The following is a 15,568-nucleotide window of genomic DNA, read 5'->3' as shown; positions in this document are numbered from 1 at the left end:
TGAAACTTTAATCAATGGGGATTTTTTCCTATATCGACTTATGGTTCACCTATGCGAATCGGATCTTTACTGGACTCAAATAGCGAAAAAAAAAGACCGCCATATTTCGGCAGTCTTAATCGATAAATTCAAATTGATATTCAAGAATTTTTACAATATCTCCATCTTGAGCACCACGTGCACGAAGGGCTTCATCGATACCCATACCACGCATTTGACGAGCAAATCGACGTACAGATTCATCACGTGAGAAGTCTGTCATCTTGAATGTTTTCTCAATGTCATAACCAGAAATGACAAATGTACCATCACTTTCGCGTGTAATTTCAAAATTAGCTTCAGATTCAAATTTGTACATTACACTTGCTTCAGATTCTTCTACATCATCGTACATTGGGAATTCTGGTGTTGTTTCTAACAAGTTCGCTACTTCAAATAGCAAGTCACGAACACCTTGTTTCGCTACAGCTGAGATTGGGAAGATTTTTACTTCGTCTCCCACTTTCTCTTTAAATCCTTGTAAGTTTTCTTCTGCATCTGGCATATCCATTTTGTTTGCAACAACAACTTGTGGACGCTCAGTTAAACGCATATTGTATTCTTTTAGTTCATTATTGATTGTGACATAATCTTCATATGGGTCACGTCCTTCTAAACCAGACATATCAATAACATGCACAATAACACGTGTACGCTCGATATGACGTAAGAATTGGTGTCCAAGTCCGACACCGGAATGTGCCCCCTCAATTAGTCCAGGAAGGTCAGCCATAACGAAACTGCGGTTATCACTAGTTTCAACAACACCAAGATTCGGAACGATTGTTGTAAAGTGATATTCTGCAATTTTCGGACGCGCTGATGATACAACAGATAATAATGTAGATTTACCTACACTTGGGAATCCAACAAGTCCAACATCTGCTAGCACTTTAAGTTCTAGAATGACATCACGTTCTTGACCTGGTTCCCCGTTCTCAGCGATTTCAGGCGCTGGATTCGTTGCTGTTGCGAAACGTGAGTTACCACGGCCACCACGGCCACCTCTTGCGATTACAGCTGTTTGTTCATGTGTTACTAAATCGGCAAGAATTTGACCTGTTTTTTCATCTTTCACTATTGTTCCTGGTGGAACCTTTACGATTAAATCTTCAGATTTACGACCGTGCTGACCTTTACTCATTCCGTGCTGACCGCGATCAGCTTTGAAATGACGTTGGTAGCGGAAGTCCATTAATGTACGTAAGCCTTCCTCAACAACAAAAACAACATCTGCACCTTTACCACCGTCGCCACCTGCTGGGCCACCTTTTGGAACATACTTCTCACGACGATACGCAACCATTCCGTTACCACCGTCGCCGCCTTTTACATATATCTTGACCTGATCTACAAACATTATCTCACCACACTTTTTTCGATTAGTTGTAATACAACCGAGACTTCTTCGTCTCGTACTGCATAAGAAATGGAATACCATTTATTGTTTTGGTTCGCAAGCCAGTTCTGTAGTTCTTCTACATTCGTTAGCTTTCCACGAAAATCAAAAAAGAAACGAGCATTATCCGCGTCACATTCAATTGTGATACAAACATAATTTTCAACATATACGTCTAAACTATGCTGAAGCATTAAGAAAAATTGATTCGTCCATGTACATACAGTCTCATCGATATGAGATAAGTTATGTAATTCTCCTAATACTTCGTACTCCAATAAGCACGGTTGCTGTTTCCAATTATATGTTAAAATCCACTCTGAAAATAAAGGCATTGATAGCCCTATCAGATTGGATTCTTGTCTGGCTTCTTGGACAAAACGATCGATGAGCCTATGAATCTCTTCCACTTTTCCAAGGGAAAGATTTCCTTTAACCATCTGCAAACGATTGAGCCAATCATGTCTTGAATGGCGCAACGCATCTATAATTGTCCATTTTTCATTCATTTAGATACCCCTTAATATAGAAAAACTCTAACCTGCACTCAGGTTAGAGTTTTCCGTGAGTTCTTATGCTTCTTGAGCAACAGGATATACGCTCACTTGTTTGCGGTCACGACCAAGACGCTCAAAGCGTACTACGCCGTCAACTTTCGCGTATAAAGTGTCATCGCCACCACGACCAACGTTAACACCTGGATAAATTTTTGTACCGCGTTGACGGTAAAGAATTGAACCACCTGAAACCGTTTGACCATCTGCGCGTTTAGCACCAAGACGTTTTGACTGAGAGTCACGACCGTTCTTTGTACTACCTACACCTTTCTTAGATGCGAAAAACTGAAGATCTAATCTTAACATACGTTACACCTCCTGCACTTTTTCTATTAAACGGATATACTTTCCGTAATCAAGTTCAATCGTCTTAAGCGAAACAACCAATCCTTCTAAAAGTATCTGTGCTTTTTCTGCTGCATGAACGTCTAAATCATTAGGCAATTCATACGTTAAGAATCCGCCATCACTTCCGAGTTCAATAGTTGCCTGCACTTTACAAAGTTCTTCCACTGCATTTATAGAACCAAACACGACCGCTGTAGTTCCAGCACAGACAAGGTCTTGTCCATGTGGCGCATAATTGGCATGTCCAGTCATTTTAAATGATTGGATACTTCCTAGTTTCGTGCGACTTATCGTAATCTTAATCATCTTAACCAGAATTAAGCGTTGATAGCTTCAACTACTAGCTTAGTGTAAGGTTGACGATGACCTTGTTTCTTACGATTGTTCTTTTTCGCTTTGTATTTGAAAACGATGATTTTCTTAGCGCGACCTTGTTTTTCAACTTTCGCAGTAACTGTTGCACCTTCTACAACTGGGCTACCAACTTTCACGTTTTCGCCACCAACGAAAAGAACTTTGTCAAAAGTAACAGTTTCACCAGCTTCAACATCTAATTTTTCAATGTAGATTGCTTGACCAGCTTCAACTTTAATTTGTTTTCCACCTGTTTCGATAATTGCGTACATACTTGCACCTCCTCTTAATTACTAAGACTCGCCAAAAACGAGGTAGACATAAAATGCCTTTAAGGAACCTGTCTTGTGCGGTTGTAGCATATAGCAGTTTAGGTGCTATAAACTATAACATAAAGATGTTACCATGAATCATTGACTATTGTCAATGAATGTTCTGCTAACTATTTTTTCCGTTCTACAATTTCTTTCTTACTTCCAAAACGGATAATAGCGTACTTTTCGATAATATCATCTTTGAAATAAATTTCAACTGGAATATTTTTTTGTAATTCTTTTTGTAAAAAATGTTTTTGCAAAATTTTTGGTGCAGCGATTAATACTGCTTCATCTTCTATATTGCCATATGTAATTAACTCTCTCTCTAGCTCATATGCAATTGTTTCATAAGACATAACATACCCCGTCGCTTTACAAGGTACACATTCTTCTAATAATACGTCACGTAACGAATGCTTCTTACGTTTTCGCGTCATCTCTAAAATACCTAACTCTGTAAACCCAAGCACTCTTGTATATGTGCGATCATCTTGCATAGCAGCTATGAGGCGTTCTCTTACCTTCTCTTTATCTTCCCGTCTTTTCATATTAATAAAATCAATTAATATCATCCCGCCAATATCACGAAGTCTTAATTGACGAGCAATCTCTTCAGCAGCCATTTCATTTGTGCGAAATACGGTATCTTGTAAATTTTGTTTTCCAGTAAATTTACCTGTATTCACATCAATTACAGTCATCGTCTCCATTTGTTCTACAATTAGATAGGCACCATTTGGTAGCCACACAATTTTTTGAAGTGCTTTCTCGATTTCACGATCTATTCCAAAATGGTTAAACATCGAAGATTTTTCATTATAAAAGGATACTCTTTCTTTCCCTACTTTTTCTTCTAATTCTTTTACTATACTTCTCGTATCTACAACTACTTTTTCAATCGTTTCAATTGGGTTCTCCTGAAATACACGATCTAAAAACGTCGCTGGTTGATGAAGTAGTAAGGGCGCCTTCCCTTGATCTTCTTTTCTTTTTAACTCTTCATATAACTGCTGCAACCCTTGCATTTCGGCTTGTATTTCTTCAATTTCTCCTTTTTCAGAAGCAGAACGGAAAATGTATCCACCCGTTCCTTCTACTTCAATTTCGAGTAACTGTTGTCTTCTTTTATTATTTTTTATTTTCCGAGAAACAGCGCGCATGTCATCATACGGCATGTAAACGACATATTTTCCGGTAAATTCTATATTCGCTGTTAATTTTGGCCCTTTCGTATCAATTGCCTCTTTCACAACTTGTACAAGTATCGCCTGCCCTTCATGTATGCGATATGAAGATGGTACATCATCATACGAAAGATATGCATGTTTTTCTAATCCGATATTTACAAAGGCTGCGTTCATCCCAGCAATTGTTCTTACGATACGCCCAACATAAATATGTCCGACAATCTCCTGCTCTTCATTCCGTTTCCATAAAAGCTCGACAATTTTTTGTTTCTCTTCTATCGCAACACGCTTTTCCAAACCAGTGTAATTAATATATAACGTCTTCAAAATTATTTCCTCACTTTTCACTTCTTTTCCTTACAATATAAAAGGTTAGTGTCGTCGTCAACACTAACCAATTAATTCTTCAATAGATGAAGTTGTTCGTTTTTCAGCAAAATACGCATACAACAATTCATTTTCGTCCAATGTGTAATGCTCTTTATATTTTCCATGGACGATAATAGAGTGCTTATATCCTCTGCGAAATTTTGTGAAAATCGTATATAAATGATCTTCCGTTTTCACCTCAATAGGTGCTATTTTTTCAATATCTCTTTTATTCCCATAATAACGTTCTAATAAAAAACGCATAAATGCGTACCGTCTTTGTTTCCATTCTTGATATAAAGAAATCGCTAGAAAAACGAGTAATACCCACATCATAATGTTATTACTATTCCAAAGTAACTGCCATCCTAATATTACACTAAAAAAAACACATGACAATTTCATCATCTTTTCATGTGCTTGTAAATAGGGAAAACGATATGATAATACATTAAATAATACTTTTCCGCCATCAAGTGGCCAAATAGGCAATAAATTAAACCCTAAAATAATGACATTATTCCATACAAAGAAATGGTACAAATCATCAGTTACCCAGCCTGCTTGATACAAAATGTAAGCGACCGCAATCATCCATATATGCTGAATTGGCCCCGCCATAACGACAATTAATTCTTCTTTTAACGATTTATTCCCATGTTCCTCCATCTCAACTACGCCACCAAACGGCAAAAGCTGAATTTGTTTAATACGCCAATTATAATACGCTGCGGCAAAAGCATGCCCAAGTTCATGAATGAGAACGATACAAAATAACAATAGTAACTCTTTAAAACGCGCCGTAAAAATACCAATGACAATAATAACCCAAAACAACGGATGCACAGAAATTTTCGTGAAAACATCTCTATATTTAATCAAATGAAATCACCTGAATAGGATCAATAAATTTTTCATTCTTTTTCATCGCAAAATAAAATTTACCGTTTTTATTATTTTCGTCACTATTCACCGTTCCGATTTTTTGTTTTTTCGAAACGTAATCATATAACTTCACTGACATATCGTTTAAATTTCCGTACCAAGACTCCGTGCCATCAGCGTGCTGAATTTGAACTGTATTTCCAAGTTCCTCTTTCTTGCCCGCAAAAACAACTATACCTTCATTTACTGACTCCACAGTTGCATTTGTAGCCGTTTGAACAAATACACCCTGGCCGTTTTTTTGAAATCCTTGCATCACCTTTCCAGAGGCAGGAATCGCATAATCCTTTTGCTGAATAGCCTCTTCTTTTTTCTCATTTGGAGAAAAGAACACGAGAGGTTTTCCAAACTGATTTTCATACCATTTCGATATAGTAGCAAATTGAAATTCTTCTTGCATAACTTTTTCTGTAACAGCTCTAGTACCATCAAAAGAAGAAGGTGCGTTCTTAAATAAAATAGCAACTGAAAGAACTAATATTGCTGATAGCAAAACTTTGAAGAGAAAAACTTCTTTTCGAAATAGAGGATGAAATTCCTTCTCCCCCTCTTCAATAAAGACCGTTTCGCTATCAAAATCTCCTCCCGCAAAATACCGCTCTTCTTCTAGCAATTCTTGCTCTGCTTTCCTTTTCGCAATCCGCTTTTTAATTTCTTCCACTCTTCTATTCTTCATACGGTCTCCTTTCTTTCGTTAGCCTTATTCAAATAGAAACAGTTATATACAGTTTGTACATATGTATGAGTTATAGAAGGAAGATATTCATGCGAAGAAAAAAGAAAGCACTCCGCATTTATGCGAAGTGCTTTTAACGGATTCCAAAGAAATTTTTCATCTTTGTAAATACCGATACTTTTTCTTGTTCAAATGCTTGTAATGGTACATTCTCACCTAATAAGCGTCTTGCAATATTACGATAAGCTATTGCTGCTTTCCCACTAGGTTGCAGTGCTACAGGTTCACCTGTATTCGTAGCACGAATAACTTCATCATCATCCTCGACAACCCCAAGAAGCTCGATTGACAGTGTACGTACGATTTCATCAACATCTAACATATCCTGTTCATGAAGCATATGACTACGCACACGGTTAATGACAAGTTTCGGTGGTTCAATATCCTCTTTCTCTAAAAGCCCGATAATACGATCCGCATCACGCATTGAGGATACTTCTGGTGTTGTTACAACGATTGCTTTATCCGCACCTGCTACAGCATTTTTAAATCCCTGCTCAATCCCCGCAGGACAATCAATTAATATGTAATCATAATCTTGACGTAATACTTGTATTAATTCATCCATTTGTTCAGGTGTTACCGCCGATTTGTCGCTCGTTTGTGCTGCAGGTAATAAATAAAGATCATCAAAACGCTTATCTTTAATAAGAGCCTGAGGTAAACGACAACGCCCTTCAACGACATCAACAAGATCAAATACAATACGATTTTCCAGCCCCATTACTACGTCTAAATTGCGTAAACCGATATCTGTATCAATTAAACACACTTTTTTTCCAGATAACGCAAGGGCTGTACCAATGTTCGCAGACGTTGTAGTTTTACCTACTCCGCCTTTTCCAGATGTAATTACTATTGCCTCTCCCACAGCTATACAATTCCCCTTTCTAACTTTGTTAAATTAGGTCTAAGATGAGTGAGAAGTTGCAGGCGATCGACAACAATGTGATTGTTCTCATTAATGTACGCACATTCTGCCGCCTCTGCTCCGTCTTCTTTCTCTTCCGGAGCCCGCATTGTCACATCACTAATTCGGAGTTGCATAGGGTTCATAATAGATGCAGCAATAACAGCTTCTGAATCTCCATCATACCCCGCATGTGCAATTCCTCTTAATGATCCCACGACAAAAATATTCCCCCCAGCGATAACCGTTCCGCCTGGATTAACATCTCCAATTAATAATAAATTTCCTTTTACATGTAACACTTGTCCAGAGCGAACAATTTTGGAAATAGGGACAATTTCTGTTTCTTCTTTCCAAGATATTGCTTCTGCTTTTGTTATAACATCACTTTCGATTGATTCTACAACAAGGTTCTTCTTATTGCGAATTAACGTACGAATCCCTTCTTGTTGTACTTCTGTTAAATAGCGATTTCCTACTTTAACACGCACTTCAATTAAAGAACGTCCGTCACCCTCATAGTAATGTGTAGAAAGCTTTTCATCCAATTCTTTTAGTAGTTCAGAGAATGAACAGCAATCATCTAAATGAAGTGTTATTCCATCTTTTGTCCCTTTTATCGTTACATTTTGTTGCTTTTTTTCTTCCACTAAAGTTCACCCCACCGATTCAATTCGACATAAAATTAGAAAATCCTTTTTTCTTTTTCTTCTATCGCTTTTGAAAGACGCACTAAATATCGTCTCAGTGGGAAACAAACTATTAATAGGAAAATTCCATTTAGCAATAAAGTAGCAAGGAGACGATCTGTGAAAAAGACAGATGCTGACATGTGAGTACGTCCTAACAAAGTTAAAAACCCATACACATAATACTCTAATGCTGCAATGCCAGCCAGTACGATAGAAGCGACAATAAATAAATTCAATTGTAATACCTTCATCACACTATAAACTAAATAAGCTAAAATCGGATAAGCAAATATATATATACCGACAAGTTCTGTGTATACGGTATCAAATAAGAAACCAAATAATAGTCCGTAGTAAATCCCTTGAACCGGACTATAGTACACCGTAATAAAACATAACACAATTATAAAGAAATGAGGTGCTGCTATACTCTCTTTCCAAAAGACGTCTGTTGGAACAACAGTAGAGAACATATTTTCAAATAAAAAAACAAAAAGGAGCAAAAGAGGAAGAGCTGCTCTTTTTAAAATCTTCATCATCTCTTCTTCCCCTCCTATTCTAACGGCGCCGAAGGCATATGGCGTTTGGCAACCGTAATATGCTCCACGTCATTTAAATCAGCTGCAGGTTTTACATAAGCAGTCTTTGTTAAACCGTATGGATCTGGCTGAACATCAACGATTGTTCCGATCACAAGCCCTTTCGGGAAAATATCCCCAAGTCCAGACGTTACAACTAGTTGATCTTTAGCTACTTTTGCATCAGAACCAATCTTTGTGAAAAGAAGCAATTGTTTTTCTTTGTCATAACCTTCGATTAAACCAAAGATATTTTCTTGCCCTTTTACAATAGCAGAAACACGATTTGTTCGGCTCATAGAACTTAACAACTCTACTGATGATGTAAACTGCGATACACTTTTCACACGTCCAACTAAACCTTGTGAAGTTACTACAGCCATATCTTTTTTAATTCCTTGCTGTGCCCCTTTATCAATTCCAATTAAATCGTACCATTTATCTGGATTACGAGAAACAACAGTAGCTGGAATTTCAGTATAATCGCTAGGCAACTCTTTTTTACCAGTTAACTCTTGTAATTTCTTTTTATCATCCTCTAATTGCTTTACTTCACCTGATAACTTTGCATAGTTATCTAATTTTGCTTTTAATTCTTTATTCTCTTCATACGTGCGCTTTACATCTTCTACGTTCTCGAAGAATCCGGCAACATAATTCGCTGGCTTTTGGAATACACGTTCTACAACACCGACAGTATCTTTTATAAACTGCTCTGGCCATGATAAACTGTTCCGTTCTTTCAATGAGATTCCAATCAATGCCACGAGAAGAATAATACTAACTAACAAAACAATTAATCTTTTGTTTAAGAAAAACTGTGGCACGTTCACACCCTCTTAATTTCATTGATTTTTATTTTGCAATATTATCGAGCAGCAGTTTTGAAAAGGTCGATATTATCTAATGCTTTACCCGTTCCAATTGCTACGCAATCTAATGGATTTTCTGCAACAAGAACTGGCATATTTGTTTCTTCACTAATCACTTTATCTAAGTTACGTAGTAATGCCCCACCACCTGTTAATACGATACCACGGTCCATAATATCCGCTGCTAATTCAGGTGGAGTTTTTTCTAACGTATTTTTAACTGATTCTACAATTGCATCTACTGTATCTTTTAATGCATCTGCAATTTCTTCTGGTTGAATTAGTACTGTTTTTGGTAAACCACTTACTAAATCACGACCGCGAATTTCCATAGGCTCGATACCTTCTGGCTCGCCTGCAGAACCGATTTCTAATTTTAATGCTTCTGCTGTTCTTTCACCGATCATTAAGTTATAGCTCTTCTTAATGTACTGAATGATTGAGTCGTCCATATCATCACCAGCAACACGAACTGATTGACTTGTTACAATACCACCTAAAGAAATAATTGCAACTTCTGTTGTACCACCACCGATATCAACAACCATACTACCAGTCGGCTCCCAAACAGGTAAGTTTGCACCAATTGCTGCTGCAAATGGCTCTTCGATTGGATAAGCATCACGAGCACCAGCTTGACGAGTCGCATCGATTACCGCACGTCTTTCTACAGCTGTAATACCAGATGGTACACATACCATTACGTATGGTTTACGTGAGAAGAATCCATTTGATTTTTGAGCTTGTTGAATGTAGTATTTCATCATTGTTGCTGTTGTTTCGTAATCAGCAATTACACCATCTTTCATAGGGCGAAGTGCCACTACGTTTCCTGGTGTACGACCAATCATTTGTTTTGCATCGCTACCTACCGCAACGATTTGTTTCGTATCAGTTTGTAATGCTACTACTGAAGGTTCACGTAAAACTACACCTTTCCCTTTCACATATACAAGCGTGTTCGCTGTTCCTAAGTCTATTCCAAGATCGCGAGTAAATCCACCAAATCCAAACATATCATTTATCTTCCCTTCTTATTTTCACGGACTCATTTTTCTTACTTTATATTTATAAAAACAGTACGTTTTTTTTATATCTGCATCCTTTTTGTAGATAATTTTCTACAAAAAACTCATAAATCACATTATAAAACAAAATAAGTAAAAAGAATAGTCTTAAATATGACCTTTTTCCTTTAAACTCACGAACTGATGGTCACCTATTATGATATGATCAAGTACTTCAATTCCGATAATTCGACCACACTCTACTAATCGTTTTGTAACTTCAATATCTTCACGGCTCGGCGCCGGATCTCCTGAGGGATGGTTATGAAGACATATAATAGAGGCTGCTGCCCGACGGAACGCTTCTTTAAAGTAGGGTAAGAACCCGGCGCCTTACTTAGTTTCTTAAGCAGGTTTCCAAGAACTCCCCTCCAAACCGTACGTACTCCTCTCAGAGTATACGGCTTTCCATTTATCAATCTAACTTCCCATTGTGTAAGTCATAGTGGCATTTCACACACATTGCGATTGTTTTTCGATTTCTTGCAATCATGGTTTGTTCCCATCGTTTTTTTCCTTTTAGATTCTTAAGTTTGTTGACATGGTGCATTTCTAATGGAACATTATCTATACCACACCATTCACATTTTTCAGCTAAAAGGCGCTCAATGAGACTTGTTTTGCCACCAAATTGAACTGTAATCGGTTCTATATCAACCTCTTCATTATTAGTCTTTGTATTATTTTCCATTTTTTGTTCTATGAAGTATGCAATACGTTGCCCATCTTTCGTCTTGTAGCGAATACCAAAGTTTCCGTTTATAGAAAATTTATTGATTATCTTGCTAACGGTACTTTTATATTTATTAGCATAAGTTTTTATCATGCTGTATTTCATGGTTTGACGGAAAGATTGCAGAACATGCACATTACTAGCTAGTCGATAATAATTGTACAGTCCTCTTATTTCGGCATTGTATTGTCTTATGATTTCTATGTCATCATTACGGAGTAAATACGGTCTATGAATCGGTTTCCATTGATTATTTTTCCCGAGGCTTAATGCACCAAGGTCAATGAGTTTTTTGATGTATTTTTCGTGAGGTACAAAGAGTTTGGCTTGAAAATTAAATTTCCTTTTTTGTGTGCCGTTAGGCATTTTCATTGTTTGCCAATCCCTAGCTACTCTTATATCATACCCAAGAAATCTCGCATTCTTTTTGCTATGTGTAATCAGCGTCTTTTCCGCACTTAGTTCAAGTTTTAGTTTATCAGCTAGAAAAATCGTTAAATCCTTCTTGATTTCTTCTACCTCTTCTTTGCTTGCTATAACACCAATAAGAAAATCATCTGCATATCTCACATATTTCATTCTACGATAATTCGGGTCAAACAGATCCTTACTGTCATGTTTGATTAACTTTTTGTAGAGTTCTTTCAATTCATTGGCTCTTACAGCTCTAGTTTCTTTGTTTAAATTTGACCATTCACGTTTATTCTTATGTTTATGATAAGTTATTTTCGATGCTAGATTATGGTAGGTTAGATTATGTCTGCGTTTATCACCTTTATTGAATATCGATGTATATTCTTCAATGTATTTATCCAATTCATTAAGGTAAATATTAGAGAGAGTTGGGCTAATGATACCACCTTGTGGAGTTCCACTGAATGTTTTATGAAATACCCAGTCTTCCACATAACCAGCACGTAGAAATTTCCAAATCAAGTTGATAAATTTTTCATCCTCGATTCTTCTTCTCAAGATGTTGATAAGAGTGTGATGGTCAATATTATCAAAGAATCCCTTTATGTCACCTTCGATAAACCAGCGAGTGCCAGTAAAGGTATGTTTAATTTGCTTAAGAGCCGTATGACAACTTCTGTTTGGTCTGAAAGCATGTGAGTTTTCAGAGAATGCAGGTTCGTAGATACTTTCAAGAATTTTTCTAGCTACTTCTTGAACTAATTTATCCTCAAAGGTTGGTAATCCTAAAGGTCTTAGTTTCCCATTCTTTTTTGGAATATAAGTTCTTCTTGCGGGATTAGGTTGATATGTTTGATTTCTAAGCTTTTCAATAAGAGTATCTATTCTTTTTACACTCATGCCGTCTATAGTATCTTCATTTACACCTTTGGTGTTACTTCCTTTATTAGGATAGATTTTGGCATATGCGTCTAAGAAAAATTCAATGTTATATAGATTCCGATATAATCGCTTAAATGTGTAATTTTCTTCAATCGCCTTGGAAGTTAGACTGCTTAATACTACTTTTGGATTTCTCATAGAGCCTCACGCTCCTTCCCAATTTTGCATTAAACTAGATAAACTACTCTCCTTCGCCATGTAATAGGCTTTCCCTACCTCGGACTACTACGAGAGTTCCGTTGCCTTATTGGATATTAAGACACATTTGTCATAGCCTTTGTGGCGTTCCAACTTAGGCAATCCCCATTTAGTCATTTAGAAACTTAGGCATTCATAGTTTCGGATGTGACTTTCGCTCGTTACTTCCATACAGAAGTTGGTTAGAATAGTATCATTTCAGGTTCCTCGAAACCTTTAAGGAACCTGCTTATTCTATTCAGCGTTTATCGTTACCTCCCGCTGAAGGTCCCAGTAGTCCCCCTTGAGCTATCATTTAAGCAATCCAGCTTTCATCCTTGTCTATGAGTTTCATCTCGCCATTCAGTCGTGTCTTGGTAACTAGACAACTTATGGCTTTGCCAGCATGCTACACTCCCCGCTCGGTTTCCCTTACGGATAAGCTGGCTGATGATAGGGTAAAGATTATGATATTTCCCTACTGCTTTGCCAAAGCAGATTTTCTAAATGCCCTTATGGGCGCACAACTTCCCTTGGGTGCACAATCGACGTATTTAAACTTCCAATAAAAATCGTTTGCCTATGTATAACTTGATTTTTCGTATTCAAATATAAACAAACAAAATGCTCCTGTTGCAAAAAACGCATCTCTTCCATCATATAACTCGCACAATCTTCTGGACTTCGAATACTATATCTATTTTGATATTCTAAACGTACCATTCTTCTACCTAATTCAAAAGCAGCCATAAGCTGCGACGCTTTTGCAATCCCAACACCATGAATGCTCATCATCTCTTCTAACGTTGCATCCTTTAACATTCGTAAGCCGTCAAAATGATGTAGAATATTATCTGATAACGTTAACACCGTTTCTTCTTTAGAACCCGTTCTGAGTAAAACTGCAAGAAGTTCTCGATTCGATAAACTTCCTGCTCCTTCTAACAATAAACGCTCCCGTGGCTGTTCTTCTCTCACAACATCACGAATACCGTTCATCTCTCCACCCCTTTTTTTACGATTTCTCCTAAAGAAAACCCCATGCAATTTTACGCATGGGTTACATCGCTATCAAACTGTTTTAATTCACGGACAAGACGCGCAATTGGCAAGCCAACTACACTGTAGTAGTCCCCTTGAATATGTTGAACAAAAATAGACCCTTTACCTTGAATTCCATAGCTTCCTGCTTTATCAAGTGGTTCCTTCGATGCAACGTATACGTCTATTTCCTCTTCTGTTAATTCCCAAAATGTTACTTCTGTACGTTCATAAAAAGTTACCGTTTTTTCTTTCGATATAATTGCAACACCTGTGTATACTTCGTGTGTTTTCCCCGATAATAATCGTAACATTTCTTTCGCCTCAGCCTCATTAGACGGCTTTCCAAGAATACGCGAATCATATGTAACAATTGTATCTGCACCTAGTACAACGTGATCACTATGGTTTTCTGCCACAGCAGATGCTTTTTGCAAAGCAAGCGACATAACAATATCAGAAGGTGATGAATATGCACCAATCGTCTCTTCTACTTCACTAACAACGATTTCAAATGGCACATCTGCTAATTCAAGCAGTTCCTTCCTCCTTGGTGATCCTGAAGCTAAAATAATTTCCCTCATATTTTCTCCTTCCCTTCTCACATGAAGCAGAATAATTCAAATCAATCGTATCAAAGGAATAGTTTCCCCACAAATTCTAGAAATATCATTTTCTCTAAACAAAATAATAGTTCTTTTTAAATACGATTATATGCTGCCCATACAGAAAGCACTTTGCTCTAAATTCAAAAGAAAAGAAAGAAGTATATGTACTTCTTTCCCCTTCATCTCATTATCTTATTATTTTACTTTTTGTGAAACCATTTTTTCGTACGAAAGTAATCCATCAATAATAACTTGATTTAATTTAGCTACAGATTCCTTATCGCTCTTCCCTTCCTTAATCGTTTGCACCGCTACTGACGTATACGTATAAAGCTTCTTCGCATCTTCACGCTTCATACTCTTGCCTTCCTTTTCAATAGCTTTCCACTCTTTTTGAATCGCTTCTACATCTTTTGGATTACTTTTTCCACTAGTTTGTACGCTGGACACATATTTTGCTAAATGAGTATATAATGGCTGCACTTTCGCTAAAAACATTCCTACTTCTTTATCATTTTTGAGCAATACTTTATCTGTAATATCCCAATTTTTTTTCAAAACTGAAACACCATCTTGCTTATACTGATCTATTAATTGATTAACAGCCTGTTCATCGCTCGTAATAGCAACAACTAACGCATACTTATCACCACTCGGTTTCAAAGTAGCCACGCCCCCATTACTTTTCCACTCTTCAATAGCAGCCTGTCCTTTTTCTTCAGAGGAATAAAGCCCTCCTTGAACGAAAAATAGTTTCATTGGTTCTAATGCAGCTCCTACTTGTGCTTTTTGTTTTTCCTCTTTCGGTGTTGGTGTTTGTTCTGCCGTTCCACCCACCTTTAGTTCTTCATTCCCCGTCTGCCTCGAAGCTGTTACTTCGCTTCCCCCCGTCGTCCCTTGTCCTTTAAGTACATGCAGCATTCCCATTCCAAACGCCGTACCAATAATAATTGCAGTTGCAACGATTGCGATTATTGTATTGCTCCATTTCTTTCTGTACTGTTCCATAGGCAGAGTCTTTGTTTTTTTAAAAGGCACAACATTTTGTGACCTTTCACTTTCTGCTACCATCCAGTCAAACTCATCCTTCTTTTTTTCCTCATACTTCGCTTCTGTTCCATTTACTTTCACCGAGATCGTTCGTGATTGCTTGTCCATACACTCACACCTCACCTCTTGTCGTTGTCCGCATCATATCATATTCATTCCACAAAAAAACGAGATATTTGTCAGAGGAATTCGTCAAATAACCCTATATTATTATCTTATATGTATGCATTTGA

Annotated in this window: 16 protein-coding genes, 2 pseudogenes and 1 other annotated feature; all 18 genes and pseudogenes read right to left on the bottom strand. The window is 37.2% G+C overall.

All coding sequences use genetic code 11. The annotated features are described in order from the left end of the window. Positions 1-115: 115 nt before the first annotated feature. Complete coding sequence (obgE, locus tag MR071_RS16445; protein WP_105584379.1) at positions 116-1,399, bottom strand: GTPase ObgE; 1,284 nt, start codon at positions 1,397-1,399, stop codon at positions 116-118. Continuing rightward, on the bottom strand, positions 1,399-1,947 hold the full coding sequence (locus MR071_RS16440; protein ID WP_105584378.1) for a sporulation initiation phosphotransferase B: 549 nt from the start codon (positions 1,945-1,947) through the stop codon (positions 1,399-1,401). Before MR071_RS16440 ends, obgE begins: the two co-directional genes overlap by 1 nt. Positions 1,948-2,010: 63 nt before the next feature. Further along, positions 2,011-2,301, bottom strand: a complete 291-nt coding sequence (gene rpmA / locus MR071_RS16435) for a 50S ribosomal protein L27 (protein ID WP_000944957.1) — start codon at positions 2,299-2,301, stop codon at positions 2,011-2,013. A gap of 3 nt (positions 2,302-2,304) precedes the next feature. Continuing rightward, on the bottom strand, positions 2,305-2,649 hold the full coding sequence (locus MR071_RS16430; RefSeq protein WP_070144990.1) for a ribosomal-processing cysteine protease Prp: 345 nt from the start codon (positions 2,647-2,649) through the stop codon (positions 2,305-2,307). An 11-nt stretch (positions 2,650-2,660) separates the two neighbouring features. Continuing rightward, positions 2,661-2,969 (bottom strand): 50S ribosomal protein L21, encoded by a 309-nt coding sequence (rplU, locus tag MR071_RS16425; RefSeq protein WP_000270907.1) that lies wholly within the window; start codon positions 2,967-2,969, stop codon positions 2,661-2,663. Positions 2,970-2,983: 14 nt separating this feature from the next. After that, positions 2,984-3,062 (bottom strand) — a sequence feature (ribosomal protein L21 leader region). Positions 3,063-3,139: 77 nt separating this feature from the next. After that, positions 3,140-4,528 (bottom strand): Rne/Rng family ribonuclease, encoded by a 1,389-nt coding sequence (locus MR071_RS16420; protein ID WP_105584377.1) that lies wholly within the window; start codon positions 4,526-4,528, stop codon positions 3,140-3,142. 63 nt (positions 4,529-4,591) lie between these two features. Further along, a complete protein-coding gene (locus MR071_RS16415; RefSeq protein WP_105584376.1) occupies positions 4,592-5,452 on the bottom strand; it encodes a M50 family metallopeptidase in 861 nt (286 codons plus the stop codon). Then, entirely contained in the window at positions 5,445-6,191 is a 747-nt protein-coding gene (locus MR071_RS16410; protein ID WP_105584375.1) for a M23 family metallopeptidase, read from the bottom strand. Before MR071_RS16410 ends, MR071_RS16415 begins: the two co-directional genes overlap by 8 nt. A 133-nt stretch (positions 6,192-6,324) precedes the next feature. Beyond that, positions 6,325-7,122 (bottom strand): septum site-determining protein MinD, encoded by a 798-nt coding sequence (gene minD, locus MR071_RS16405; protein ID WP_000503308.1) that lies wholly within the window; start codon positions 7,120-7,122, stop codon positions 6,325-6,327. A 2-nt stretch (positions 7,123-7,124) separates the two neighbouring features. Beyond that, positions 7,125-7,811: a septum site-determining protein MinC gene (gene minC / locus MR071_RS16400; RefSeq protein WP_105584374.1), complete on the bottom strand. Its 687-nt coding sequence runs from the start codon at positions 7,809-7,811 to the stop codon at positions 7,125-7,127. 35 nt (positions 7,812-7,846) lie between these two features. Continuing rightward, positions 7,847-8,392: a rod shape-determining protein MreD gene (gene mreD / locus MR071_RS16395; RefSeq protein ID WP_105584373.1), complete on the bottom strand. Its 546-nt coding sequence runs from the start codon at positions 8,390-8,392 to the stop codon at positions 7,847-7,849. A 14-nt stretch (positions 8,393-8,406) separates the two neighbouring features. Continuing rightward, on the bottom strand, positions 8,407-9,258 hold the full coding sequence (gene mreC / locus MR071_RS16390) for a rod shape-determining protein MreC (RefSeq protein WP_105584372.1): 852 nt from the start codon (positions 9,256-9,258) through the stop codon (positions 8,407-8,409). 41 nt (positions 9,259-9,299) lie between these two features. Then, positions 9,300-10,319 carry a cell shape-determining protein MreB gene (mreB, locus tag MR071_RS16385; RefSeq protein WP_000466738.1) on the bottom strand — a complete coding sequence of 340 codons (1,020 nt, stop codon included), beginning with the start codon at positions 10,317-10,319 and terminating at the stop codon, positions 9,300-9,302. Positions 10,320-10,478: 159 nt separating this feature from the next. Then, positions 10,479-10,682: pseudogene (gene radC, locus MR071_RS16380) on the bottom strand (DNA repair protein RadC); the annotation flags it as partial. A gap of 103 nt (positions 10,683-10,785) precedes the next feature. Beyond that, positions 10,786-12,597 (bottom strand): reverse transcriptase/maturase family protein, encoded by a 1,812-nt coding sequence (locus MR071_RS16375; protein ID WP_105584371.1) that lies wholly within the window; start codon positions 12,595-12,597, stop codon positions 10,786-10,788. Positions 12,598-13,155: 558 nt separating this feature from the next. After that, positions 13,156-13,635: pseudogene (gene radC, locus MR071_RS16370) on the bottom strand (RadC family protein); the annotation flags it as partial. Between the two features lie 50 nt (positions 13,636-13,685). Beyond that, positions 13,686-14,261, bottom strand: coding sequence for a Maf family protein (locus MR071_RS16365; RefSeq protein WP_242236960.1), 576 nt, complete (start codon positions 14,259-14,261; stop codon positions 13,686-13,688). Positions 14,262-14,480: 219 nt separating this feature from the next. After that, positions 14,481-15,443, bottom strand: a complete 963-nt coding sequence (locus MR071_RS16360; RefSeq protein ID WP_242236958.1) for a stage II sporulation protein B — start codon at positions 15,441-15,443, stop codon at positions 14,481-14,483. Between the last annotated feature and the right edge of the window lie 125 nt (positions 15,444-15,568).

Origin of the sequence: Bacillus cereus group sp. BfR-BA-01316, assembly GCF_022664195.1 — a bacterium.
GTDB lineage: Bacteria > Bacillota > Bacilli > Bacillales > Bacillaceae_G > Bacillus_A.
Note: the sequence above shows the minus strand (reverse complement) of the source record. Positions and strands in the feature narration are given on the sequence as shown.

What these genes read in the sequence shown, in the direction of transcription:
- obgE (WP_105584379.1), bottom strand. Translation starts at nt 1,399, where the DNA reads ATGTTTGTAGATCAGGTCAAGATATATGTAAAAGGCGGCGACGGTGGT.
- MR071_RS16440 (WP_105584378.1), bottom strand. Translation starts at nt 1,947, where the DNA reads ATGAATGAAAAATGGACAATTATAGATGCGTTGCGCCATTCAAGACAT.
- rpmA (WP_000944957.1), bottom strand. Translation starts at nt 2,301, where the DNA reads ATGTTAAGATTAGATCTTCAGTTTTTCGCATCTAAGAAAGGTGTAGGT.
- MR071_RS16430 (WP_070144990.1), bottom strand. Translation starts at nt 2,649, where the DNA reads ATGATTAAGATTACGATAAGTCGCACGAAACTAGGAAGTATCCAATCA.
- rplU (WP_000270907.1), bottom strand. Translation starts at nt 2,969, where the DNA reads ATGTACGCAATTATCGAAACAGGTGGAAAACAAATTAAAGTTGAAGCT.
- MR071_RS16410 (WP_105584375.1), bottom strand. Translation starts at nt 6,191, where the DNA reads ATGAAGAATAGAAGAGTGGAAGAAATTAAAAAGCGGATTGCGAAAAGG.
- mreD (WP_105584373.1), bottom strand. Translation starts at nt 8,392, where the DNA reads ATGATGAAGATTTTAAAAAGAGCAGCTCTTCCTCTTTTGCTCCTTTTT.
- mreB (WP_000466738.1), bottom strand. Translation starts at nt 10,319, where the DNA reads ATGTTTGGATTTGGTGGATTTACTCGCGATCTTGGAATAGACTTAGGA.
- MR071_RS16375 (WP_105584371.1), bottom strand. Translation starts at nt 12,597, where the DNA reads ATGAGAAATCCAAAAGTAGTATTAAGCAGTCTAACTTCCAAGGCGATT.
- MR071_RS16365 (WP_242236960.1), bottom strand. Translation starts at nt 14,261, where the DNA reads ATGAGGGAAATTATTTTAGCTTCAGGATCACCAAGGAGGAAGGAACTG.
- MR071_RS16360 (WP_242236958.1), bottom strand. Translation starts at nt 15,443, where the DNA reads ATGGACAAGCAATCACGAACGATCTCGGTGAAAGTAAATGGAACAGAA.